The sequence below is a fragment of the Chitinophaga sp. genome (assembly GCF_039596155.1).
Classification (GTDB): domain Bacteria; phylum Bacteroidota; class Bacteroidia; order Chitinophagales; family Chitinophagaceae; genus Chitinophaga.
This window is the reverse complement of record NZ_JBCNKF010000020.1, coordinates 1-26,063: the sequence shown is the minus strand read 5'-3', so window position 1 is coordinate 26,063 and position 26,063 is coordinate 1. Positions and strand designations below refer to the sequence as shown.

The following is a 26,063-nucleotide window of genomic DNA, read 5'->3' as shown; positions in this document are numbered from 1 at the left end:
TGTAGCAAACTTTCCCTCACCATAAAATTGAAAGACCATGAAAACCATGCCTATGCTGCTATGGGCAGCGATGTTACTGCTATGCTTCGGTTGTAACAAACGAGAATCCTCTATTACTTTAAAAAACAACAAATTAGCTGTCGCCAATGCCTCTCCTGCCGGAGATGTGGTAGGCAAAATTGTCGTAGGTTACCAGGGTTGGTTCGCCTGTACCGGAGATGGCTCTCCTATCAATGCCTGGTGGCATTACACGCAGGATTGGTCAAAAATTCCCGCTGCTACCAACAACGGTATTAAATCATGGCCTGATGTCAGGGATTACACCACCACTTTTCAAACCGGATGGCCTGCATTGGGCAACGGCACTCCTGCCAGGTTGTTTTCTTCTTACAGTGACCAGACGGTGAACACACACTTTCGCTGGATGCAGGAGAATAATATTGATGCCGCTGCTTTGCAACGTTTCAATCCCAACGGGCAGGAAGGTCCTACCCGTGATGCGATTACTGCAAAAGTAAAAAGTGCTGCCGAAGCCTATGGCCGAAAGTTCTACATCATGTATGATGTAAGCGGATGGGCGAATATGCAGTCTGAAATAAAAACGGACTGGCTCACTAAAATGTCGGCCTACACTTCCTCTGCGGCCTATGCAATGCAGAATGGCAAACCGGTGGTTTGTATCTGGGGCTTTGGATTTAATGATGACAATCACCCCTGGTCTGCCGATGTATGCCTTGACGTCATTAACTGGTTTAAGAACCAGGGATGCTATGTAATTGGCGGCGTACCTACGCACTGGAGGGAGGAAAACAGTGATTCAAGACCTGCGTTCCTCACTGCATACAAAGCATTCAACATGCTTTCGCCCTGGATGGTTGGCAGGATCGGGAATGCCGGAGAATCTGACAACTTTTTCACCAACGTTAATACGCCTGATCAGGCTTATTGCAATGCGAATGGCATCGACTATCAACCCTGTGTGTTGCCCGGTGACCTGCAGGAAAAACAACGCGCACATGGAGACTTCATGTGGCGGCAATTTTACAACATGATCCGCGTAGGTTGCCAGGGTATTTATATCTCTATGTTCGACGAATACAACGAGGGCAACCAGATTGCAAAAACAGCAGAGAGTGCAGCCTTTATACCTGCCGGCTCGGGATTTGTTACTTTGGATGAAGACGGTGTAGCCTGTTCCGCTGATTATTATTTACGGCTGACCGGTGATGGTGGCAGAATGCTGAAAGGCCAGATCGCCTTAACTTCCATCAGACAGACACCTACTCAACCCGGAGGTACTGCCAATAATCCGGTAGGCATGACCGTTACCCTGAAAGGGACCAACAACCTGTATGTAAGCAGCGAGAATGGTACACAGCCGATGAACTGTAACCGTACCGCTGTCGGTGGCTGGGAATCCTTCCTGGTAGTGGATGCCGGCAATGGAAAAATTGCCCTCAGGAATAACGATAAATATGTATCGTCTGAGAACGGCTTACAGCCCATTACCTGCAATCGAACTGCCATTGGCATCTGGGAACAGTTTGACTGGATCACCAATACAGACGGGACCATTTCTTTGAAAGGGAGTAACGGGATGTATATTTCCAGCGAAGATGGTTTACAACCGATGACTTGTAGCAGCGCCAGCGCTGGCAGTTGGGAATCCTTCCGCATAAATATGTAATTTTAGCGACCCGCTTATGCCAAAACATAAGCGGGGCTTTTATGCTGGAAATCATTAAAGGCTTTACCCACTACCTGGGAGTATCTCCGCAAGTCTATCTGCAGTTACAGGTAGTGATGTGCATCGCTGGCAGATAAAAAAATGGCGCCATCTTATTGATGACGCCACTCCTGAAAATATACTATTGTGCTGCTTTAATATTATTGTTCGGTTCGTGATCTGCATACCACTTACCCAACGTAGTCAGGTTGCCATTGGCATCCACCAGCGAGGAAGGCCATAAACGGGCACTCGTTGGAGAACTGGAAAACCATGAATATCGCTGTACGTAAGGCAATGAATCCAACCTGGGCAGTAAACGCTGCATAAAGCCCAGTACCTGCGCCGGTGTATACATATTACCGGCTACAGTCGTTGCATTGTTATCAACTGTGGCAAACTCCGTAATCCAGATGGGTTTATGATATTTATTGTACAAGTCGGATAATACTGATACAAAGTGGTTATCATCCAATCCTACATACATGTGCACGCAAATAAAATCTACCCGGTAGTTCTTCACGATACAGGAATCCAGGAAATCGTAGATCCATTTCTGCGTAGGCCATGCTGCTGCGGGGCTACCCAGCGGCAAGCCGATGCTTTCCAGTTTAGGCCACAGTTCCAGTGCTTTTGCCACCGTCATATTAGACTGATCGGAAAGATCCGGTTCATTGAAACCAAGGATATACTTTACTTTTCCTTCTTTTTTCAGGTTATTTACGTAAGCGATGTTTGCATCGGTGACATTGCCCGTACCCCAGAACATGGTGACAAATTCTGCGTTCCGCGGTGCTACATCCAAAGGAGCATCGGTACCCCAGGTGTAGAACCAGTTGGCTTTTAGTTGTACGATGTTTCCATTCCAGGTACCATCTTTTGTATTCGTACTAAAGCAAGCACCCTTTTTGCCATTTGAAGAGCCGGATGTTGTTGTGTCATCTTTCTTGCTGCAGGCGAAAAGCAGGGTAAGGGAAAGAATGAGGAGTGAATTGGTTTTCATTAAAATAGGTTACTACAGTGAGTGATTAAAGGGGCAAAGATATTTATTTTCTATAATATTTACAGGACCGCCCGTTATTGTGTACTTTTAGTGTAAAGACACAACCTATGAAATTATTCTCCATTGTACTACTGCAATTGATCCTCTTTAATTGTTATTCACAGACGATTACAGACAAAAATTTTGCTGACCGGAATGGGTTTCAGGAAGCCAGTTATAATGGAAAAAACGGGCCGAACGGCAATGACGGCGCTAACCGTTTTGCCATTGTATTATTCCATATGGCCAAACGCGGTGGCAATGGAAAGCCGGGTAAACAGGGTCCTGCATTACAGGTACGGGTGTCCGCTTTTCCTTCCGGTGATTCTGCTATTTTGCTGGTGACGGTTACAAAAGATGGTGAAAAAAAAACAGACAAATACTATGTAAACCCGAAACATGGGAAGCTGACTATTTCAGCGAATGGAGGCGACGGTGGTAATGGCGGAGATGGGCAGGATGGTGCCGTGCCTACTGAAAAACGACCTTATGGTAACAGTGGAGGTAACGGCGGGAATGGTGCAGATGGCGGAAATGGCGGCACGATCAGGGTGATCTTTGATAACACGGCAGTTAAATATGCTGATTGCAATTGTATCTTCTATAATAATTTTGGTGGAAAGGGTGGAGAACATGGTAAAGGCGGGAAAGGTACCGGCACGACATCTGCAGATGGGGAACCGGGTACAGACGGGGGAAATGGAATATCCGGACCACGCGTGTTGATTGAGGGTCCGGATAAGAAGGTCATACAGATCAGATAATTTTAACCCCACCGGCATGCAACACAAAGCCAGTCTTCAGGCGAGATGCACCACCTTTGACAGTAGGTATTTGTTGCCGGTGCAGCACATGATTATTTACCCAGGCGGGTACTCATATCCACATCACCGGGATTCTCCACCACCGGTATTGCAATATCTGCCCGATGGCCTACAATGGGATTCAGGTAATTGTTGTATATGCCGAGCAGGCCATCTACCACATTGTCCGGGCCCAGGATGGGGCTATAGGAAAAAGCGTAGGAAAGGTCTTCGGTATCCTCTTCTTTTTTCATGAGGAAATAACTGCTTTTTATGAAGGAACCTGCATTTTCGGCTACTGCAGCGGCCGCGATGGGAGCTATTCTGGCCCATTCATCCGGCCAGATTTCTGATGCAGGACGGGCCATCATTGCAGGATGCCCTTTGCCTGCAAATGGGATAAATGCATCGTTGTAAAGATGTATAAATTGCTCGCCCCACCAGATAAACATGGGCTGCACCGAAGTGAGCATGATACGCACACAGGCGCGTAAATGCAGCGGCCATGTATCGGGCGTACCAATGATATTCTCATTCCATTGATGAATGTGCATCAATTGTCCGGTCTCCCCTCCATTTACAAATAATTCTTTTGGGTCCATAAGCGTCATTTTATTATTTCATACTCACTAATCATGCCTAAGCAACTCGTTCACCACTAATAATAATTAACATCCTTTTAGGTATTTATTAAGTACTTTAGCTGCTCTTACTTTATAACACCACCTCTTCTGCTCACCTTTAAATTTTAACCATATGAAACAGCAGCAGACAGTATTGATTATTGATGATGACGCAGACGACAGGCTCTTTTTGACAGAAGCAATCACAGATGTATCGCCCGGTTCACACATGCACAGCTGTAACAGCGGTTTAGAAGCCCTTGACCTGTTGACTAAAAAAATGATCGATTTACCTGACTTTATTTTCCTCGATCTGAACATGCCGAAGATGAATGGAAAAGAATGTCTTGTTGAATTGAAAAAAATCCTGCGTCAGACACTCACAAAGATCATTGTCATGAGCACCTCTAACATGAAACGTGATATTGAGGATGCACTGCAACTTGGTGCTCATTTATTTTTCACAAAACCCAGCACTTACACAGAACTGTGCAGTCATGTTAAGAAGATCATTCACGGCAAATCGATTCAACTTCCTTTTTTGATGAAATAGCTTATATAAGCATTATAGCTATGCGCCTCAGGCATCTATAATGGTTATAGCGGGCATATATGTTTGTATGGTTTCCGTGAGGAAACCGGGTGTACTTTTTCCATTAACCCTAATTGTCCGATCTTTGCGCTACGAAAAATGAAGGAGCAAATTATGGAATTCGGAATCAGCACTTTTGGAGAAGTTACACCAGATCATGTACCTGGCGGGGCGTTGAATGCCCATACCCGCATGCAGGAATTACTGGCAGAAGCCAGGTTATCCGACGAGATCGGACTAGATGTATTTGCGGTTGGTGAACATCACCGGCCTGATTTTATCATTTCCGCCCCGGAAGTTGCCCTGGGAGCAATTGCAGCCGTAACGAAAAATATCCGGTTGTCCAGTTCTGTCACGGTATTGAGTTCTGCCGATCCGGTACGGACCTTTCAAAACTTTGCCACCCTGGACCTTATTTCCAATGGCAGGGCCGAAATTATGGCCGGCAGGGGCTCTTTTATTGAGTCATTTCCCCTGTTTGGCTATCATTTAAATGATTATGATGAGCTGTTCATTGAGAAACTGGATATGCTCACCCAGATAAATAATAATGAAATTATCAGCTGGCAGGGTAAATTCCGGGCGCCCCTGCGGGAAAGAGGTATCTACCCCCGTCCTTACCAGCAAAAATTGCCTATCTGGCTTGCCATTGGCGGTACCCCCGCTTCTGCTGCCAGGGCCGGCAGAATGGGCTTAGGAATGACCGTTGCCATCCTGGGAGGCATGCCTAAGCAATTTCAGCAAATTGTACAGTTATTCCGCCAGTCAGCAGCCGATGCCGGTCATGATGCCGCACGCCTGCCACTGGCTATTAATAGTCAGATGTATATAGCAGAAGATTCGGCAACTGCTGCCAACGAATTCTGGCCCACTTACGAAAAACTCATGAACCGGGTGGGTGAAGAAAGAGGCTGGTCTCCTATTACCAGGGGCCAGTACGAGTATTTACGCTCTCCTGAAGGCCCGCTTTTCGTGGGAAGTGTGCAGGAAGTCGTGGATAAAATCATCTACCAAAGTAAACTTTTTAACAATACCCGTTTTCTCGCACAGATTATCAAAGGAGACCTTCCGCACGACAAGATGCTGAATTCCATCGAGTTGTTAGGAAGAAAGGTAGCCCCCGCCGTTCGCAGCCAGCTACAGGCTGAACAGTAAAAGGGAATACCGGTCATCCTGAATATTCTTGGGAAAAGACAGGGTTATATTTACATTTGTACCTGTTAGGATCAACGCTATAAACCGGACTAAGCATGTATGACATTTGTTGTATAGGACATATTACATTAGATAAGGTAGTGACTACCCGCTCGGTGGTACATATGCCAGGTGGAACTTCATTTTATTTCTCCAGTGCCATACGAAATATGGATGTTAAATATTCGATGGTAACAGCACTCGCTGAGAAGGAGATGTACATTGCCGAAGAAATGAGAGCAAAAGGCACTGAAATCGTGGTACTGCCAAGTACCAATACGCTCTACTTCGAAAACATTTACTCAGAAAATCAGGATCATAGAACACAACGGGTAAGTCAGCTGGCAGATCCGTTCACTCCTGGACAACTGTCTGACATACACGCCCGTTTCTTTCACCTCGGCCCGTTGGTAGCCGATGATATCCCGGTGTCTGTGATCAGGGAACTGTCTGCGAAAGGGAAAGTTTCCCTGGACGTACAGGGTTACCTGCGTAAGGTAGAAAATGAACAGGTGATTCATATTGACTGGCCTGCCAAAAAAGAAGCCCTCCAATATGTACACATCCTGAAAGCCAATGAATCTGAAATGGAAGTGCTGACTGGCACCAATGATGTTCGCAAAGGCGCTATTACCCTGGCATCATGGGGTGTAAAAGAGGTGATTATCACACTCGGCAGCAGAGGATCTGTCATCTACAAAGACCAGACTTTCTACGATATCCCGGCTTACATTCCAGCGACTTCGGTAGTGGACGCCACCGGTTGTGGAGACACTTATATGGCCGGCTACCTGTACCAGCGCGCGAAGAATGTGCATCCACAAGATGCAGGGGAATTTGCAGCAGCCATGGCAACGCTGAAGATTGAGGGATCCGGGCCTTTTACCGGAAATGCGGACGATGTGACCACGTTTCTGGCTGCTAACCACAGTTTTATGTTTTCACTGACGGCTTAAAAAGCCTGTAAATAATTGAAAAAGACCCGTTTGCTAAAAAAGCAAACGGGTCTTTTTTTTGCATTAAAATCCCTGTTTACAGGGATCTTATACATTGTAATATTATTTAAATTCGCCCCTGCAACCAGGTTCATCAAATAATCTGGCACAATTTTACAGGTCTATAAACAGATGACTTAAAAATTACGACCATGAAACAGATATTTTTAGCTTTAGCAACATCAACCGTTTTATTCGCATGTCATAACTCAGCAGACCAGGCGGCTATTGAAGCAGCCAAACAGGAGGCGGTGGACTCAGTAACTACAGCGAATGCTATTAAGCAACAGGTAATTGACTCTATGAAAGAAGTAAAGGCTGCCGCACGTGAACGCCACGCAGCAGTTGCCTCTCAGAGTAGCAGTGCAAATACCTACAGCAGCGAAGCCCCGGCTACTACAACGACTACCACCAAAAAGAAAGGCTGGAGCCATACCGCCAAAGGTGCCGTAGTAGGTGCGGGTGCAGGTGCCATTACGGGTGCTATTGTGAATCCTGATCACGTGAAAGGGGCTGCTATCGGTACCCTCATTGGTGCAGGTGTAGGTGCTGGTACCGGTGCTATCGTTGATCACGCGAAGAAGAAGAAAGAAGCGAACCAATAAAACAGAACCATACATTTAGATCCCGGCTACAGCAATGTGGCCGGGATTTTTTTTATTACCAGATATTGCCGCTCCTCCTTATCTTTAAGGCCTATGCAACTAACTTTTCGTACATCCCTGCTTTTTACGTTAATTTTTTTGGGCTTTAAAGCCATTCCGACCGTAGGTCAGGACAAACAAGCCATTGACGACCTGGTGAAAAGGATCATGCGATCACAGGCCATGCATTTTCAAACGCGCTTTATTCCACAGGAAAAAGGGCACGATGTGTTTGAACTGGAATCGCAGGGCAATACCATTCTCCTGCGAGGCAGCAATGGCCTGAGTATAGCCAGTGCACTGAATTATTATCTCAAGCATTACGTGCATTGCGATATCAGCTGGAATGGCACCAATATGGATCTGCCCAATCCACTGCCGAAAGTACCGGCCAAAGTGCATAAACGGACTCCTTATCAATATCGTTATTACCTGAACTATTGTACATTCAACTACACCATGAGCTGGTGGAAATGGGACCGCTGGCAATGGGAAATTGACTGGATGGCGCTGAATGGAGTGAATATGCCATTGGCACTAACTGGCCAGAACTCAGTGTGGAGCCGGGTGTACAAGAAGATGGGGTTCACGGATGCTGACCTGAATAGTTTTTTCAGTGGTCCCTGCTTCTTTAACTGGTTCTGGATGGGTAACCTGGATGGATGGGGCGGCCCGCTGCCACAGCAGTTCATGAAAGACCAGGAGGAGCTGCAGAAAAAGATCCTGGAAAGAGAACGGTCACTGGGCATGCGCCCCGTATTGCCTGCATTTACCGGGCATGTACCACCGGCATTCACAAAGAAATTCCCCAATGCCAAAGTGAAGAAAACAAACTGGGACGCAGGCTTTGATGATGTGTATATCCTGGAGCCGGAAGATCCCCTGTTTTCAAAGATCGGGAAGGAATTTATAGAAGAAGAAACCCGCACTTTTGGTACGGATCACTTCTACTCTTCTGATACCTTTAATGAAAACCTCCCCCCTACCAACGATTCTACTTACCTGCATACCATCAGCAAAAAGATCTTCCAGTCGATGATCGATGCTGACCCCAAAGCAATCTGGGTAATGCAGGGATGGATGTTTCATTACCAGAAAGATTTCTGGCATCCCGCACAGATCAAAGCCCTGCTCACAGCGGCGCCTGATGACAGGATGATAGTGCTGGATCTGTTCAGCGACAACTTCCCGGTATGGAACAGAACCCATGCATATTATGGTAAGCAATGGATCTGGTGTATGCTGCAGAACTTTGGCGGCAATATCGGCATGTATGGCAGAATGGATCATGTAGCACACGATCCGGCAAACGCCCTGCATGATTCTACCGCCGGTAATATGGTGGGTATTGGTGTGACACCTGAAGCGATTGAACAGAACCCTGTCATGTATGCGCTGATGATGGATAATGTATGGAATGATCAGCCGATTGATCTGGAGAACTGGTTAAAGGAATATGCATGGCGCCGTTATGGTAAGCAGGATCCGGATGCGGAAGCGGCATGGGCCATCCTGCACAAGACCGTATATGATGGCGGTTTAACAGAGGGTACACCTGAAAGTATCCTTACCGGCCGGCCTACATTTGATACCGTAGCACACCGAACGCTGACACACCTGAACTATGCGCCGGGCAATTTACTGCCGGCATGGGATCATTTGATCACGGCTGCAGAAGTCCTGAAAGGCAGCGATGGTTTCAGATATGATATTGTGGATGTAACCAGACAGGTGATGGCGAACTATGCGGATTCCCTGCAACAGCAGGTAGCCCGGGCCTACAAGGCAAAAGATAGTGAACGCTTTAAGAAATATAGCGAAGCGTTTTTAGTATTGCTGGATGATATGGATCGCCTGCTGGCAACAAGAAAAGATTTCCTGTTGGGGAAATGGCTGGCAGATGCAAAGAGTTGGGGAACGAATCAGCAGGAAAGGGCATTGTATGAAATGAATGCAAGAGACCTGATTACATTGTGGGGAGATAAAAAAAGTCCTTTGCATGAATATTCTTCCAGGCAATGGTCTGGAATGGTGAAGCACTTTTACAGGGCCAGGTGGCAGCAGTTCTTCGACTATGCAGGTGAATGCCTGAAAAAAGGACAGGCGATAGATGTAAAAGCGTTTGAAGAGAAAATGGAGGATTGGGAATGGAACTGGGTAAATGCAAAAGAGGTGTACCCGGTAACGACGAGTGGAGACGCGGTGGCAGTGTCGAAAGAGATGCACCATAAGTACCGGGAATTGCTCCGAAAAGTGTACTAATTCTGCCTGCATGTAAGCACCATGAAGGTGGGAATGGTAAAACAAACAGTTATCCGAATAAATCTTTGCAAAAACCGGCGTTCGCCAACGGTTTTCAGCCTGGAAGCCTGTATCAGAAGCATGATACAGGCTTCTCTTTTTCAGGGGATATCTACTATGATTCTTCAGTGCTTTTCCGATACCAAATGATCACCAATATATCACCAAAAGGGCACCTCAATATCCAATCGATATACAAGTGCCCTTTTGGTGTACTTATGATGAAGTAATAGTTACGGCGTCATACTATAGAAAGGAAAAAAAAGAGGCCCCTCAGCGTTGTGCTGAGGGGCCTCCTTACTGGCAGAACGTGCAGGTTTATATTTTGGCTGTTGCCAGCAGTGCTTTTATTTTCTGTAATTGTTCCGGCGTAGTGTATGCTGCCAGAATTTTCAGGCTGAAACAACCATAGTCCTTAAATACTGTTATCGTATTTGCATCGTTGGAAGTGCTGGCAGCCATTCCTTTCAGGGTTTCGGTACCTACAGTCAGTTCAGCATTTGCTTCCCCTTTTGATGCGGCATCTGCTAATCCGAATGTGATGGCAGCACCGGCACCTTCTTCAGGTTTCACATCGCAAATGGTGAACAGTGTACCTTTGTCTGCCTGTGCGTCTCCCAAAGTAAGGGTCTTTTGCCTTACCATGTCTTCGGGTGCGTTTTTGGCCATTGGTACGTAATACTGGATCCTTCCTAATGAGGTTTGCAGGAACCATTCATTGGGCAGCTTTAAAGAGAAGCCCAGCTCTTTGTTTTCATACATCCAGTTACCATCAAAGTGACTGGAAAGGTCGCCTGTGGAGATGGCGGTAGTTTTCGTACAGCTACTACCACATCCTGTCCCGATCAGACAGGTGATAATAGCTGCCAATAACAGGAATTTTGCCTTTGGCATAGGGTGTCATTTTTGGTTTATAGCACGGGAATATTCCCAAATATTTATTGCTTCAACTTTCTGTTTTACTGGATAGATATATTGTTTGGTTTTTCATCAGGATCTGGAAAATTTTTATTTATCTCGCGGAACTTCTCCTATACATTTACAACCAGTTATTTCAATAGGATCTGCAAAAATTTTTGGTTGTTCTATATAACCTTTAAATATACGAGTTCCGGGAAATTCTTCATTACGTCCAAGTGTCCATTTATTTCCGATGGACAGGTTAACCGGGTTATCCAGTTTTGTTTCCCCTTTCAAAACGCCGTCTATGTAAATCTTAAGTCCCTGTTTATCACACACACCGGCGATATGATGCCACTGGTTCAGCCAATGTTCCGGCAAAGGTACTGTAATATCTCCCCGGCCCCATCCCCCGGCAAAAAAACTTAACATTCGGCCATCTACGATCTGCAGCACGTGGGTATCTCCTTTGGCAAATACATCCACCAGGCCAGAGGTCTGTTCAAGCGGATAGATCCAGGCCATCATGGTGAGTGTCGTGCCCATTTCGTCGAGGCTGGGGGCGTTCGGTATTTCTATATAAGTGGTTGAGTCGGAAACGAATGGATGCTTATCAGGTGCTCCTTTCCCGCCTGTTGAAATAATGGCTGCATGGTTGCCGAAGCCAGATATATCTGTTGTACCGTCCAGGGATAATAACAGCGATTCCAGTGGATCTTTATATACTTTGAACCGGCTGCTAACCCCTAAAATGTTAACATTGTGCCAGCCGGTTGCCGCAGCTTTTACCTGGCAGCTGACTACTTTTTTCTCACCGGGTGCTAAGGTGAGTTTTGCCGTGTAAAAAGGCTTCCCATCCAGGCTGACGGGAATAGAGAATGATTTCGTGCTCCCCTGCTTATTCCGGACGGAAAAGGCTATCTGCTGCAGGCTGTCTTTCCTGATCAATGGTTTCAGTACAAGATCAGCGATAACAGGGGCGGCATGCAGCAATGGCGCCTTGATCATTACCTGTCGTTCTGCCGCTTCGTTCAATTGTACCAGGTTCTCTCCTGCTTTATACAAATACACCTGTATTGAGTCCCTTAACCTTGCACCTTTGCCTATCAGGCAATTTTTAGCACCGTAAAGCTGGCCGTTCAGCATCACATTTACCCTATATACACCTGCATCTCCATTGTTGATCAGGGTAAAACCTATGGGAAAAGGCTGGTCCGGAGCAGCCACTGAATCCATCGTGATTTCTGTGAGCCGGACGACGGTACGATTCACATTTTCACGGGCTGCCACAGGGGCTATGGTCGTTTCGAATTCCAGGGTGCCCCCCTGCTTAATGAAATCATGCGCCATATTCAAGCCATTGTAGGCTATCCCATTTAAGCGTACCTGTTGTACATATGGATAGTGGGTATTATGGTTTTTAATGAGCAGCGTCCTGCCGTTTTTCAGGTGCAATTTCATTTCCCTGAAAAACGGAATACCCAGGACATACACCGGTTTACCTGGTGCTACCGGATATAGGCCCATGGCACTAAAAATATACCAGCTGGAGGTAGCACCCAGGTCATCATTGCCGGGTAATCCGCCAGGTGTATTGGCGAACCTGTCTTCCATAATTTTCCTTACCCACAATTGTGTCAGGTCGGGCCGGTTAGCCTCGTTAAAGAGATATGGGACGTGAAAGACAGTTTCATTGTCAAAAATGATATGTTGCCTATCCAAAGCGGTATCCAGCCGGAGGGCGAACAATTCGTCTCCTCCCATCATATTGATGAGCTCCCGCGGATGCTGTGGCACAAAAAAGGAGTATACCCACTGGTCACCTTCTTTATAACCTGTATTGCCGGGATTGAGTTTGAATTCATTTTTATAACGGGGAAGCAGGAACAAGGAAGGGACATGCAGTAAATGTTGGAAAGCAAGGCTTCTGTCGTCTTTTACCTTCTCATGCATCGCTTCTTTTGTAAACAGGTTGAGCGCCCAGTCGTCATAAGCATATTCTACGGTCCGCGTTACAGATTCGGGCCAGGTAAACGGTACATATCCCAGCTCATGATAGGCCTGCATATCAGGTTGCAGGTAAGGTGTGTCATTGATGCTCTTTTGCATCGCCTGGTATACTTCGTCCCTATCCATCGGGATACCCTTGAAATAAGCATCTGTAATGATAGGAACGGCATGATTGCCCGTCATACTTTCAGTAGGCAAATGGCCTGTAGCATGATATACTTCCAGCATAGAACGGATCATCGCTGCCTGCACGTCAGGATACAGAAGGCTGAGCAATGGGTGTAAGGTGCGAAAAGTATCCCAGGGAGAAAAGCCGCTGTAATGCCCGTTATTCAGCCATGGCAACAACAGGGAGTGATAGAGTGCCGTATAAAATATGGTCTTCCCTTTTTCATTGTCATCATTGATCTCCACAACAGCAAGCAGGTCATTCCATTGCCTGTAAGTGTCGGCTTTCACCACGTCGAAGGCGCGATGCTCATTTCCTATAGCCGCTTCAATGACCGTGGTACCTTTGCTGAATATATATAAAGTGCCGCCATTTACCGTGCGCTGTTCAACCGGTGGCGTATTGAAATGAAGTGATTCGCTGGCATATACCTGTGGCGTTTCCCTGTCCGGGAATGTGAACCTGAAGATCCCGCCATCCGGTGAAGCAGTTGTTTCTACAGTGGTATGGTTATCCCTGAATACTACCTTGTAGTAACCCGGTACCGCATGCTCGTCCCTGTGAGAAAAAGGGCGGCTGTAGTGATCCGGATCAAAGGAATGGCTTGTGCTGACAGGCATCACAAACACACTCCCTGCTGCACCTCCGGGGAAACCGCTATGGTGATACATACAGGTAAAATAACAGATTGTACTATCCTGATAGTCATAGCCCCGGGCACCGGTTCTTCTCGTCTCCGGTGTCAGTTGGTAAAAGCCGTGGGGAGCCACTGCACCGGGATAGCAACCGCCTTCATTCCCCCATTTGGTGACAACCGCGCTTTTGGTGGTGCCGATGAAAGGATTGACGTAGGCTGCCGGCTGCATTACCTGGGCGTGTGCTGTACTGAAAAACAGGAACAGGAGCAGGATGTGGCGTATGTTGGCTGATAGATTCACTATGACGTTGTGGTTTGCGCTAAAATTATAAAAATTCCCCAACAGTGTGTGCAAAAAAGGACACATGTCAGGATGAGTGGGCGTAAAAGTAGGCTCATCGGGGCAAAGCACTTATAGCGTGGTGTATACCTGATCCATGCTGATATAAGAGTGGCTGTTGGCATAGTATTCGTCCCTCTCTGTATATACGTTATTTATTAATCCTTAAATTTTTTCACAATGGCAAAGTATTCAAGGAAAAGCGGCGAAAAAGTGGAGAAAGTAATGCATGAAATGCATGAAGGAAAACTGAAAAGTGGCAGAAGTGGTAAGAAAGTAACGAATCCAAAACAAGCAATAGCAATAGGATTGTCTGAAGCAAGAGAAGAAGGTGCAAAAGTGCCTGAAAAAGGGAATAAAAAGTCTGCTGCTAAAAAGTCAACTCCGAAGAAAGCGACCGCTAAAAAGGCGGCTCCTAAAAAAGCCACTGCTAAAAAGGCGACCGCTAAAAAAGCAGCACCTAAAAAAGCAACTGCGGCGAAAAAGACAACAGCTAAGAAGGCCACCGCCAAAAAAGCAGCTCCTAAAAGAGCGACTGCAGCTAAAAAAACAACTGCTAAAAAGGCGACAGCCTCAAAGAAAACTACGGCTAAAAAACCCGCTTCCAGAAAGGCTACCAGAACTACTGCAAAACGTGCCACCAGCAGGAAGAAAGCTGCTGTACATGCATAAAAATAAAGGGACCAGCTACCAGTATACTGCATGAGCAATCCAGTTTGTAATAGCTGGTCCCTATACTTTATAATTCTTTTAAGGCATCTTTATCATCGTATTGCAGGATCAGCTGCTTCAGTTGTACCTTCAGCTTTGCGGTGATCTGCTCATATCCCTTCCTGCCATACAGATTATTCACTTCACCCGGATCCTTCTTCATATCAAACAATTCCCAGCCGTGTTCTGCGCCATAAAAGCGGATCAGTTTATACTGTGCAGTACGTATCCCAAAATGCGGGGATACATGATGTGGTTGCGGGAACTCATAGTAGTGATAATACATGGCGTTTCTCCAGCCTTTATCGCCCTTCAGCAACGGTACGAACGACTTACCCTGCATATCAGCAGGTACTTTCACTCCCGCCATATCCAGTATACCGGGTGCCCAGTCTATATTTAGCAGGAATGCATCATTCCTGGTGCCTGGCTTTACCACACCGGGATAACGGATCATAAACGGTGTACGTAACGACTCCTCGTACATAAACCGCTTGTCAAACCAACCATGCTCACCCATATAAAACCCCTGGTCTGATGCATAAATCACCACTGTATTCGCTGCCAATCCTGTACTATCCAGGTAATGCAGTATACGGCCTATATTCCTGTCGAGCGAATGGGCGGTAGACAGGTAATCTTTTAAGTACCGCTGGAATTTCCATTGCACCAGTGCATCGCCTGTCAGGTGTAAGGAATCAAATTCGCGGGTGATGCCATCATAGTAAGCGGCGAATGGCCGTTGCTGGTCTGGCGTAAACCGGCGAAAGAAACTCTTTGTATAATCAACGTGTACTTTCAGATCTTCCATTAACCGCATGGTTTTGTCTACCGTCATATCCTGATGACCGGCGGCATCACGTCCCATATAGTCGTCGTGGAATGTCTCCGGCAGCGGAAAGGTGACGTTATCATACGCACCCAGGTCCTGCAGATCGGGTAACCATTCGCGGTGTGTTGCCTTCTCTCCTATCACCAGCATAAATGGTTTACAGGTATCCCGATTATTCAGCCAGTTGAAAGAAAGGTCAGAGATGATGTTGGTCACATAACCCGGAATGCGGGCGGTATCTTCTTTACTGATGAAATCAGGATTGTAATAATTGCCCTGACCTGGCAGTATCCTCCAGTAATCAAATCCCTGTGGCAGGTTGCCCAGGTGCCATTTTCCAATCCATGCTGTCTGATATCCATTCTCCTGGAGCAGGCGGGGGAAAAGCGTCTGGTTGACGTCAAATTTCTGTTCATTTAGCGGGTAACCGTTCTTATGACTGTACTTCCCGGTCAGCAAGGTTGCCCGGCTTGGCCCACAAATAGAATTCGTCACCATGGCATGGGTGAACAATACGCCTTCCCTTGCTATACGGTCAATATTAGGTGTCTGTGCAAGCTGGCTTCCATAAGCACTGATCGCCTGGTATGCATGGTCATCGCTAAAAATGAAAATGATATTTGGCCTTTTTGTTTGTGCAGGCACCCTATGTACTGTCATAAAAAGACAGATAGCAAACAACAGGATATATTTCATATAGTTCTATTTATGAAGATGCAGACTAAAGGTACTACCCTTCCCTTCTTCGCTCAACACGGAAAGAAAACCATTATTTTTCTGTGCAAATTCCTGACTAAGGCTGAGGCCTAGTCCTATCCCTTTTTCATTGCCGGTACCCGGTGTGGAATGGATTTTATCGGCGGCAAAGATCCGTTCCTGAACGTCTGCTGTCATGCCGACCCCGAAGTCGGCCACGGAAATGATCAACTCATCGTTCCTGTCCTCCATGCTTAAGACAATAGTCGCTTCCCTGTAACTGAATTTAATGGCATTGCTCAGTAAATTGCGGATAATCAGGCGTACATGCTCCTGATCAGCATAGACGATGCAGGTATATTGCGCAATATCGTTTTGCAAGTGGATATGTTTCTTTTGGAACTGAGGCTGTAAAAAGGTAATCACTTCTTCGATCAGTGCCACGAGATTGAAATGTGTGGGTTGGGGTGCAATGCCTTTCATCTGGGTATAACACCATTGCAGCAGGCCATCCATATTTTCCTGCAGGTTCCTGGCCTGTAGAGTGAGCAGGCGGGAAGATTCTGCGAAGTCCTTGCCCGACAACATATCTTCCTGCAGGAGGTCCAGCATAAAAAAGAGTGTATTGATGGGTGAGCTCATATCATGCGCAAGGATGGAAATGAGTTTTTCCCGGGTTTTATTCGATATGTTCAGCTGCCGGTTCGACTCTTCCAGTTCCTTTGTATACCCCATGATCTGCATCCGGAAATAGTAGAGACAAAACAACAACATAATGAGCAGGATAACTGCATTTGTAATCCTTCTACCTTCAGTGGCCTGGTGAATGACCGTTATTGGCGCCAAACGATGGGTTACTCCCAGCAATACTGCACTGAACACACTAAGGGCCAGCATCACCCATTTATTGTTCAGCAGGATCAGAGACAGGCATACTACCAGTAGCAGATACAACTCCATATTGTTGTTATACATCAGTGCACTGGCAGAGAGTTCCAATGCACAAACAGGCATGGTGATCATGGGACCCAGGTCGTACTTCTTCTTTTCATTAAAGTATACCATGCTATACAGGCAAGCCATGGTGGTGATATTGATAAGTACAAGCAGGTAATTTCCCAGACAGGTATTGATAATACTAAACAATAGAGAGATCGTCCCGCCTGTAACACCGGCAATATTAACGGTGCGGATCTGGCGGTTGCGTGCGATGCCATTGACTTCTTGTACCCCGGTGTTTAAAATTCGGTTAATGAAATGGACTAGGTGTGGGATAACAACACGTTTACTGTTCGTTTGGACATTCTTCATTCATAACCCTGTTAAAGTAAATAGCCTCTCTGGAAAGTACCGCAATTTATGTCAAAAAGTATTAATAATCAATCGGGCAACTGGCCATTTCCGAACAATTCATGTACTGTTAGCGAACATATCCGCGCATTATGTTCATATAATTGCTTAGTTTTCAATAAGGGGGATATACGGCACTTCCTTTGTCCGCTCCCTGTACCCAAACTGATTGTATGTTCCTGAATTACGTCCTGATCGCCTGGCGGAATATGAATAAAAACCGCTTTCATACCCTCCTGAACATTGCAGGGCTTGCCGTTGGCATCGCCTTTACCTGCATGATTATGGCGCATGTATGGAATGAGCTTCAGGTGAATAAGGATCTCAAAAACGCCGACCGGCAGTTTATCATCCGGAGCAGGTGGAAGGATCCGAATATGGGATTTGACCTGGCGACAGCCGGCCCATTGCCCCGGGTATTGAAAGAGCAATACCCTGCGCTGGTAAAAAACTATTACCGATGGGATGGTGTTACGCTCACCATACATGGCGATCAGAAAGATTTTAAAGAAAATGTACAAATCGGCGACAGCACCTTTCTCAATATGTTCGGATGTAAAGTACTGGCAGGCAACGCATCCAATGCGCTGTCAACGCCCAATTCCATGATTATGACCGAACAGGTGGCCATCAAATACTTTGGCACAGTGAATGCCATTGGCAGATCTGTAGCAATTGAGAACATGGCGGGGCAAAGGCAGGCGTTTATGCTGACGGCTGTGATCCGGCCTTCGCCTGATAATGCGGCTACTGATCTCATTTCCAACTACAGGAGTGGCATCATTCTGCCAGAGAGTAGCATCGGCTATTTCGGGAGAAAGATTGAAGACTGGAAGAATGTTTTTATTGTAGGTTATGTAGAATTACAACCAGGTGTACAAGCTAGCCAGTTATACGCGCCTATTAAGAAATTGCTGAAAGAAAACACTGCTGCAAATGTATATGAAAACCTGACACCCGAGGTGGTTAGTGTACGGGACAACTATCTTAACCAGAATAATGGATTAGTCAGAAGAATGTTGTTCACCCTTTCAGGTATTGGTGTATTTATATTGTTGATGGCGGTGATCAATTTCGTCAATATCTCTGTGAGCCGTGCTGCTTCGAGGATGAAAGAAATTGGTATGAGAAAAGTACTGGGTGGCAAAAAACAACAGCTAATCATGCAGTTCCTGACAGAGTCAATGATCGTTGTTGCGATCGCGACTGTGCTGGCCTGCTGCTGTTACATCCTGATGGCACCATTGTTTGCACAACTGGTTGGTAAATCGCTACCGGCATTAGGTGATTTCCCGGTTTATTTTGTGGCTTACCTGCTGCTGTTTGTCTTCCTGACGGGCCTGGCCGCAGGCTTATACCCCGCATTTGTATTGTCTGCATTGCCTTCATTGAACAGTTTAAAAGGGACCTTACAATCAGTAAAAGAGCATATACTGTTGAGGAAATCGCTGGTTGCTTTTCAGTTCTTTACAGCGTTAGTGGTGTTGATTGGAGCGTTTATTATTACGAAACAGGTGCAATTGTTTTTTAGTAAAGGGATTGGATATGACAAAACATTTGTGATCAGTGCACAGGTACCGAGAGACTGGTCACCGGCGGGCGTCGCCTGGATGGAAGGTATCAGGAAGCAGCTGGCCGAAAGCCCGGTAGTCAAAGATGTATCGTTGTCCTACGAGATCATGGATGGCAATAACGGGGGAAGTCTGAATGTCTTTCCACCAGGAGGCGATGCGACTACGGCGATCGCCGCATTTCAGTTTAGTACCGACAGGCATTTTGCGGGCACATTTCAGGTGCCGATGGTAGCAGGCGAATACCTGGGAAGAGAGGGTATGCCGGTAAATGTACATACAATTGTGGTCAATGCAAAGCTGGCAAAGGCCCTGGGATATAATGATCCGGCAGCGGCCATTGGGCAACAGGTGAAATTTGCTGAGTTGCAGGATGCCTATACAATAGGCGGCGTAACGGAGGATTTTCATTTCCAGTCCATGCAGCAATCCATCGCGCCTATGGTATTCTTCCCGTTGGAGGCCTTTAACAGCTACCGATATTTTATCATTAAAATAAAAGGGAACAATGTACCTGACGCCTTGAACCAGCTGCAGCAACAATGGGCTACTCTTATGCCGGGTGCACCATTTGAATATCAATTCATGGATGAAAGTCTGGCAAAGATGTATAGAAGTGAAATCCAGTTAAAGAAAACAGCCTATACGGCCACGGTACTTGCATTGGTAATAGCCTTGTTGGGCGTAATTGGACTGGTATCCCTCACGATACAGAAACGAACCAGGGAAATGGGCATCCGTAAAGTGCTGGGGGCATCTGTCAATAGCATCATTGCACTGTTTATCAAAGACTTTATGTCAGTGATGATCATAGCGAGTGCGCTGGCCTGTCCGGCGGCCTGCTACCTGATGCGCTACTGGTTAAACAGTTATGAATATCACATAGAAATTACGGCCATGCCTATCGTAGCGATCATTCTATCATTAGGACTACTAACGTCTGTGATAATTGTGCTGCAAACATTAAAAGTGGCGTTTGCCAATCCTGTAAAGAGTTTAAAGACGGAGTGATCAAAAGTTAAATATTGTTTTTTTTGTGAAGGCCGCTGTTTTTACAGTGGCCTTTTTATATCCTGTTGATAATCATGTATCCTTTGTTATACGAAAGTAAATTTATAAAAAGTGGATTTATTCAATAACTTTACATTATAATTTAATGTAATACACTGGTCAACATCCCTGTGCCATATCCCTATACCTACAACTCCCTCAGAACAAGGTTCGGATAAACTTGTGCTGGAAAACCTGTGTGTTCCCTTTTTGCACCATAACATTTAAGAATGAGTGAACAAAACAAATTGTTGGTAAACAGGCTGTTACTTGCCTCTTTACTGTTGTTCGTAAGTAAGGTCTCACCTGCGCAATGTACGACTGACCCGGCGTCGGGAACGGTAGTGAGTATGGCTGGTGTGTATACAAACGACGACGGTGATGCAGCTACCCGCCGGGACAAAGAGAACGGTATAACCGACAAGGCAGATGTATTACATGGGATTGAAAATGTGGCGGTTAGTATTTCTGATGTGTATGCAAATGAGTATGGTCATGCTACTACCCGCCGGGACAAAGACAACGGTATAACCGGCAAGGCAGATGTATTACATGGGATTGAAAATGTGGCGGCTGGTATTGGTGAAAGGGGAACGACCTATATCGCCGGTGCTGCTACGTCTGCTGACATCGCGCTGGCCACGCTGCGTATCGCCAAAACGACGGATGGCGCCGAACCAGCTACGAACGGTGCGGTAGTGATCAGTATGGCTGCAGGGTACACAGCTGGCAGCAATATCACTGTTTCTTATACTGTAGCAGGTACTGCCATGAATGGTACTGACTATAAAACCCTGTCAGGTACCGTGGTCATTCCCGCCGGTGCTAACAGTATCACTCTCCCGATCGACGTGATTGACAATTTTAAAATAGACGGTACAAGAACTGTGACGCTCACACTCGTCAGCGGTACGGATGGTACGAGCACCTTCCTGCCTGGGAATGATTATACCACTACTGTCAACATCACAGATAATGACGTGGCCAGTTTCCAGGCATGGAAAGTAGCCAGCCTCCCGGCTACTTCCAGGGACGGTAAAGTACAGCCTGGTGAAATTATCACTTACAAGATCTACGTAAGGAATACCAGCAATGCGGCTATCGGACCATTGACTGTCACAGATAAGATACCAGCCAATACCAATTGGGAAAGTGGCTGGCAACTCTCATCCGGTGTAGTTGGCTTACCCATCACTACGATACCTGCGGGAGGACTGGTGGAAGTGACATTCCAGGTGAAGACTTATGAAAACCTGGATGGGGTTGACTGGATCAACAACACCGCCTATGTATCGGATGGAATTAACAAACTGCCTACTTATGCCTGTGATCCCAAAACAGGCACCTGCGATACCATCACCAGGGTACCTGTGAGGGCTTCCAGGGGAGACCTGAGCATTACTAAAATGATGGCAGCAGAAGGGCCGTTCATGATTGATGATTACATCACGTACAAAATGGTCGTGAAGAACTTTGGTAATAGTACTTTCACCAATCTGGTGATGACCGATTCACTGCCTTATAACCTGGATGTGCCTAATAATACGACAACGACGAAAGGGAGTGTTGCCACGAGTCTGCAACCTAAAAAAGTAACCTGGTCGGTGAGTGAGCTGTTGCCGGGGGATAGCGTGGTCGTGACCTTTACCAGCCGTATAATGAGTGGTGAGGAGGTATTCAATACTGCATACGTAGTGGCCAATGAGGGTGAGGATGACTATTCGAATAATATTGCAATCAATAAAGAAGCGGTCATAAAGAAGGACCTTTTCTTTATAAATGCGTTCAGACCGGGCGGGGTGCAGAACAACCGGTTTGTCATAGTAGGAATTGAGAATTATCCGTCGGCTCACCTGCTGGTATACAGCCGGCTGGGGAATGTGGTGTACGAGTCCAGTAAATATAATAATGACTGGGGCGGCGATAATCTTTCGACTGGTGAATATATCTATAAAGTGATTGTGCCCAAAAAGGCGGGGAAAGTGACTTATACGGGAACAGTGCTGATTATCAGATAGTTTAGAGATTTATAAAGGCCGGCTTTGTGGGAAGCCGGCTTTTTTATGCGCTGACGGGATTGTAGTAATAGTAGCGTGGGTGTAAATAATCCGGGCATCTAAATAAAGATGGTATTGACCATTAATATATATCAGTCCGTTAGGGTCGTTGATCCAATTTTTGATAGCGGTAAAATGATAGGCTGGACGCTGAATGTTATCTACCTGGGCGTAGGTTACAACGGGCAACAGGCAGCATAACAGGTGGAATAATTTCATGATGGGCTGACATTTAATTGTATCATTAAGTTAAACAATGTTTAACTTATTTAACATGGGAAAAATTACGGGAACGGGCTAAAATATTGTAAATTTAGATAACAGATTCCACTGATTATTTGCAGCTGTTTTACAGATTGAAATCATTTTCTTCCGCATGCTTTTTGCATAAATTTAGTAGAACAATGTAGAGGGCAGCAGCCATTATTGATTGATCAAAACTTTGTATTATGAAAACGATGCTTATTCCCGTTGATTTCTCCGCAACAACAGAAAATACGATTCGTTTTGCCAGCGAGTGGGCCAACCGGTTTGGATACAATCGGATTATCCTGTTAAAGACGTTTTATGATAATGTGTTTGACAACATTGCAGTATCTGCGGAATATGCGCCTGTGAGCCAGGATTTCAGGTGGCAGGAGAGAAAAGAAAGCACGGAGAAACTGGATAATATGGCCGATGAACTCAGTGCAAGATTTGGTGAAGGAATGACGGTATTGACCGCGATTAGTGAAACACCGCTGTTAAGGGCCATCAACGAGACTATCCGTGAAGAAGGGGTCGACATGGTGCTGTTGGGTAGTGATAATTGCCGGTCATCTGATAATAGTTTTATAGCGGGGAATATCATCAGTATTGCAAAGATCTCTCCTGTGAAGGTGTTGGTAATACCATCTGACTATGCTTACAGACCTGTTCGGGATGTACTGCTGCCGTGTGACTACCGGGTCATGCATAACCTGGCGAAGCTGAATGATCCGAAGGATGCTGCGATGGCAAAGGATGTACAGTTACATGTGCTGAATGTAGATGCAAAAGAGCGGTACCTGAATCCGGATGAGGATTTTAAGAACCTGGAGGCGCATTTACATAGTTATCTGCAGAATTTTAAGCATGATATTAATTATAGTAATGAGAAGAATATCATTGACGGAATTATTAAGTATACGAATGTGAATGATTTTCAATTGATCATTTCACTCCCGGGAAAACATAGTTTCTTATATTATCTGACGAATAAGAGTATCTCTGAGGCACTCTGCAGAAATTCGAAAGTACCGGTAATGATATTAAAATAAATACCTGATTGGTTACTAAAACAAAAAGGTGTACCGAATTAAATCGATACACCTTTTTTGTAGCTATGATGATTCTAAAACACCCTTGGATTAGCCATCCTCACTTTGAATCCGGGGAAAGTATATCCTATTGATACTTCATGCGTACCGCTACTATACCCATTCAATGGGCCGGTGGTTATATCATAGGCATATCCCACCCGCATATTCTGTACGGGAAAAAGTTCAATTGCTGCGACTACGGCATTGCTGTAAGCCAGTTTGCTTTGTAAATAATCCTTGTCATACAGGTTTACTCTTGTGCGATAAGAACCGCCCAGCCAGATAATGTCTTTGTAGAGGATGAATGTATTCAAGTCCAGGCTGGTAGGTCCTCCTAAGTCATCTTTCAGCAGGAAAGAAGGCTTCAGCTGGAAATCTTCATTCAATGGCAGTAATACGCCTGCAGTGAGGTAGTAGTGCATTTTGGATTGTGGCACCAGTTTGTACTTCCCGCTTTTCAGGTAGTTCACGATCATATTATCTACCGAGAATCCGGCAAAGAAACGATCATTGGCAAAGTACACTCCTGCCCTGGCATCTGGTGATAAAGTGCGCTGAACACCTGCCGGCATACTGGTTTCAGGGTCATTGGTGACCAGTTCGGCGGTATTGATGCTCTTTTGTAAGAGACCAAAGCTGACACCGAAGGCGAGCCTGGAGCTACCATCTGCATTGAGCCGAATGCGGTAGGCGTAACTACCATAACCGCCCAGGGTACTCTGAGCGCCCAGTTTGTCGCTGGTGAGCTGGAAAGCCAGACCAACGTTATCACTTGCCACAGCTGCATCCACCGCTACTGAAAATGTACGGGGAGCACCGCGGATGCCCGTCCACTGACTGCGATAGAAACTATGCGCATTCAATTGCTCCTTGTAGCCAGCATATGCGGGATTGATGTAAATCCCGTTAAACATATACTGGCTGTACTGTGCATCCTGCTGGGCCTTCAGTGTCAAAGACCCTGCGAATAATAAGCCTGCAATTAAAAATATCTTCTTCATGGTTTTCAGCGCTAATCACATTAATTGTTAAAGTTCCTTACCAGTGTAGTGTATCCTTTGATCACTTCCCATCCTGAACTAGCTGTGCGCCTGATACGCAGCAGATAGAAATAAGTCCCTTCGTTCAAGCCATCTCCTTTCCATGTATTCTGGTAATTCTTTGCTCTAAATACTTCGTTACCCCAACGGTTTACGATGATCAGTTCTGTTTCTGCATATTGATTCAGGCCTCTGATCTCGAATACATCGTTTCTGCCATCACCGTTCGGTGTGAACAGGGTTGGTACGGTGATCTCTGCGAATGATGTAGAGATCCTGACAGTGGCTATGTTGGTAGTTTTACCATCAGCGGTTTTCACCTGGTAGGTGAAGGTATCGTCACCGGTGTAACCTGTAGCAGGTGTATAGGTGATGGTACCGTTGCTGTTTACAACGACTGAACCGTGGGTAGGCTGATCGATGATTGTAACAGACCCGGTTTCGAAGGTCGATGTGCCGGCGCTGTCGTTTGCGAGGACGTCGATATCGAGTGGTGTGTTGGCAACAACAGTTAAGCTGTCGTTTACAGCTACCGGATTGTTAGTGTTGTCGGGTGTTACGGAAACACCTATTGTTACGCTGGTTTCGTTTCCTTTATCATCTTTGACGATGACAGTGAAGGTATCGGTGCCGGTGTAGCCAGGTGCTGGTGTGTAGGTGTAAGTTCCGTCTGGATTTACGACTACTGTACCGTGGGCTGGATCGGTGCCTCTGTCGAAGGTGATCGGATCGCCGTCTGGATCGTTTGCGGTGATGGTACCGGAAACGGGGTGATCCTGTTCGGTGGTCGCGGTTTCTCCCCCGGTTACTACGGGTGCTTTGTTCGGTGTAGTAACGGTTACGGTAACAGGCACGCTGGTTTCGTTCCCTTTATCATCTTTGACGATGACAGTGAAGGTATCGGTGCCGGTGTAGCCAGGTGCTGGTGTGTAGGTGTAAGTTCCGTCTGGATTTACGACTACTGTACCGTGGGTTGGATCGGTGCCTTTGTCGAAGGTGATCGGATCGCCGTCTGGATCGTTTGCGGTAATAGTACCGGAAACGGGGTGATCCTGTTCGGTGGTCGCAGTTTCTCCCCCGGTTACTACAGGTGCTTTGTTCGGTGTAGTAACGGTTACGGTAACAGGCACGCTGGTTTCGTTCCCTTTATCATCTTTGACGATGACAGTGAAGGTATCGGTGCCGGTGTAGCCAGGTGCTGGTGTGTAGGTGTAAGTTCCGTCTGGATTTACGACTACTGTACCGTGGGTTGGATCGGTGCCTTTGTCGAAGGTGATCGGATCGCCGTCTGGATCGTTTGCGGTGATGGTACCGGAAACGGGGTGATCCTGTTCGGTGGTCGCGGTTTCTCCGCCGGTTACTACCGGTGCTTTGTTCGGTGTTGTAACGGTTACGGTAACAGGCACGCTGGTTTCGTTCCCTTTATCATCTTTGACGATG

20 protein-coding genes are annotated in these 26,063 nt (G+C 46.2%); 11 read left to right on the top strand and 9 right to left on the bottom strand.

Translation table 11 applies throughout. From position 1 onward, the window contains the following. Nucleotides 1-37: 37 nt before the first annotated feature. A complete protein-coding gene (locus ABDW33_RS19180; protein WP_343691704.1) occupies nt 38-1,687 on the top strand; it encodes a lectin in 1,650 nt (549 codons plus the stop codon). A gap of 181 nt (nt 1,688-1,868) precedes the next feature. Here ABDW33_RS19180 and ABDW33_RS19175 read toward each other — a convergent pair whose 3' ends face one another. Next, nucleotides 1,869-2,729: a glycosyl hydrolase gene (locus tag ABDW33_RS19175; protein ID WP_343691703.1), complete on the bottom strand. Its 861-nt coding sequence runs from the start codon at nt 2,727-2,729 to the stop codon at nt 1,869-1,871. 107 nt (nt 2,730-2,836) lie between these two features. Here ABDW33_RS19175 and ABDW33_RS19170 point away from each other — a divergent pair, with 107 nt between their 5' ends. Continuing rightward, nucleotides 2,837-3,532, top strand: a complete 696-nt coding sequence (locus ABDW33_RS19170; RefSeq protein ID WP_343691702.1) for a hypothetical protein — start codon at nt 2,837-2,839, stop codon at nt 3,530-3,532. Nucleotides 3,533-3,624: 92 nt separating this feature from the next. Here ABDW33_RS19170 and ABDW33_RS19165 read toward each other — a convergent pair whose 3' ends face one another. Continuing rightward, nucleotides 3,625-4,173 carry a hypothetical protein gene (locus tag ABDW33_RS19165; RefSeq protein WP_343691701.1) on the bottom strand — a complete coding sequence of 183 codons (549 nt, stop codon included), beginning with the start codon at nt 4,171-4,173 and terminating at the stop codon, nt 3,625-3,627. Between the two features lie 154 nt (nt 4,174-4,327). Here ABDW33_RS19165 and ABDW33_RS19160 point away from each other — a divergent pair, with 154 nt between their 5' ends. From ABDW33_RS19160 to ABDW33_RS19140, 5 genes are all read left to right on the top strand, one after another. Further along, nucleotides 4,328-4,747 (top strand): response regulator, encoded by a 420-nt coding sequence (locus tag ABDW33_RS19160; RefSeq protein WP_343691700.1) that lies wholly within the window; start codon nt 4,328-4,330, stop codon nt 4,745-4,747. A 153-nt stretch (nt 4,748-4,900) separates the two neighbouring features. Next, nucleotides 4,901-5,941, top strand: coding sequence for an Atu2307/SP_0267 family LLM class monooxygenase (locus ABDW33_RS19155; RefSeq protein WP_343691699.1), 1,041 nt, complete (start codon nt 4,901-4,903; stop codon nt 5,939-5,941). A 95-nt stretch (nt 5,942-6,036) separates the two neighbouring features. After that, entirely contained in the window at nt 6,037-6,936 is a 900-nt protein-coding gene (locus ABDW33_RS19150) for a PfkB family carbohydrate kinase (RefSeq protein WP_343691698.1), read from the top strand. A 191-nt stretch (nt 6,937-7,127) separates the two neighbouring features. Further along, on the top strand, nt 7,128-7,580 hold the full coding sequence (locus ABDW33_RS19145) for a hypothetical protein (protein WP_343691697.1): 453 nt from the start codon (nt 7,128-7,130) through the stop codon (nt 7,578-7,580). Nucleotides 7,581-7,673: 93 nt separating this feature from the next. Then, nucleotides 7,674-9,881: an alpha-N-acetylglucosaminidase gene (locus ABDW33_RS19140; protein WP_343691696.1), complete on the top strand. Its 2,208-nt coding sequence runs from the start codon at nt 7,674-7,676 to the stop codon at nt 9,879-9,881. A gap of 357 nt (nt 9,882-10,238) precedes the next feature. On the opposite strand, the gene ABDW33_RS19135 is transcribed toward ABDW33_RS19140, so the two are convergent. Both ABDW33_RS19135 and ABDW33_RS19130 read right to left on the bottom strand, forming a co-directional pair. Further along, the gene (locus ABDW33_RS19135) at nt 10,239-10,814 is read right to left on the bottom strand and encodes a hypothetical protein (RefSeq protein ID WP_343691695.1); all 576 of its coding nucleotides are present in this window, start codon (nt 10,812-10,814) and stop codon (nt 10,239-10,241) included. Between the two features lie 114 nt (nt 10,815-10,928). Continuing rightward, entirely contained in the window at nt 10,929-13,937 is a 3,009-nt protein-coding gene (locus ABDW33_RS19130) for a GH92 family glycosyl hydrolase (protein ID WP_343691694.1), read from the bottom strand. A 219-nt stretch (nt 13,938-14,156) separates the two neighbouring features. On the opposite strand from ABDW33_RS19130, the gene ABDW33_RS19125 reads away from it, so the two are divergent. Beyond that, a complete protein-coding gene (locus tag ABDW33_RS19125) occupies nt 14,157-14,648 on the top strand; it encodes a DUF6496 domain-containing protein (RefSeq protein ID WP_343691693.1) in 492 nt (163 codons plus the stop codon). A gap of 67 nt (nt 14,649-14,715) precedes the next feature. Here ABDW33_RS19125 and ABDW33_RS19120 read toward each other — a convergent pair whose 3' ends face one another. Further along, nucleotides 14,716-16,215 carry a sulfatase gene (locus ABDW33_RS19120; RefSeq protein ID WP_343691692.1) on the bottom strand — a complete coding sequence of 500 codons (1,500 nt, stop codon included), beginning with the start codon at nt 16,213-16,215 and terminating at the stop codon, nt 14,716-14,718. Nucleotides 16,216-16,221: 6 nt separating this feature from the next. Beyond that, nucleotides 16,222-17,526, bottom strand: coding sequence for a HAMP domain-containing sensor histidine kinase (locus ABDW33_RS19115; protein ID WP_343691691.1), 1,305 nt, complete (start codon nt 17,524-17,526; stop codon nt 16,222-16,224). A 212-nt stretch (nt 17,527-17,738) separates the two neighbouring features. Here ABDW33_RS19115 and ABDW33_RS19110 point away from each other — a divergent pair, with 212 nt between their 5' ends. Continuing rightward, on the top strand, nt 17,739-20,147 hold the full coding sequence (locus ABDW33_RS19110; protein WP_343691690.1) for an FtsX-like permease family protein: 2,409 nt from the start codon (nt 17,739-17,741) through the stop codon (nt 20,145-20,147). A gap of 269 nt (nt 20,148-20,416) precedes the next feature. Beyond that, nucleotides 20,417-22,204, top strand: a complete 1,788-nt coding sequence (locus ABDW33_RS19105; RefSeq protein ID WP_343691689.1) for a gliding motility-associated C-terminal domain-containing protein — start codon at nt 20,417-20,419, stop codon at nt 22,202-22,204. A 9-nt stretch (nt 22,205-22,213) separates the two neighbouring features. Here ABDW33_RS19105 and ABDW33_RS19100 read toward each other — a convergent pair whose 3' ends face one another. Then, the gene (locus ABDW33_RS19100) at nt 22,214-22,462 is read right to left on the bottom strand and encodes a hypothetical protein (protein WP_343691688.1); all 249 of its coding nucleotides are present in this window, start codon (nt 22,460-22,462) and stop codon (nt 22,214-22,216) included. A gap of 230 nt (nt 22,463-22,692) precedes the next feature. Between ABDW33_RS19100 and ABDW33_RS19095 the strand changes: the two genes are divergently transcribed. Further along, the gene (locus tag ABDW33_RS19095; RefSeq protein WP_343691687.1) at nt 22,693-23,541 is read left to right on the top strand and encodes a universal stress protein; all 849 of its coding nucleotides are present in this window, start codon (nt 22,693-22,695) and stop codon (nt 23,539-23,541) included. A 74-nt stretch (nt 23,542-23,615) separates the two neighbouring features. On the opposite strand, the gene ABDW33_RS19090 is transcribed toward ABDW33_RS19095, so the two are convergent. Together ABDW33_RS19090 and ABDW33_RS19085 are read right to left on the bottom strand one after the other, a co-directional pair. Beyond that, nucleotides 23,616-24,584, bottom strand: coding sequence for a type IX secretion system membrane protein PorP/SprF (locus ABDW33_RS19090; protein ID WP_343691686.1), 969 nt, complete (start codon nt 24,582-24,584; stop codon nt 23,616-23,618). A 20-nt stretch (nt 24,585-24,604) separates the two neighbouring features. Next, a partial coding sequence (locus ABDW33_RS19085; RefSeq protein WP_343691685.1) for an Ig-like domain-containing protein occupies nt 24,605-26,063 on the bottom strand: 1,459 nt, incomplete at its 5' end.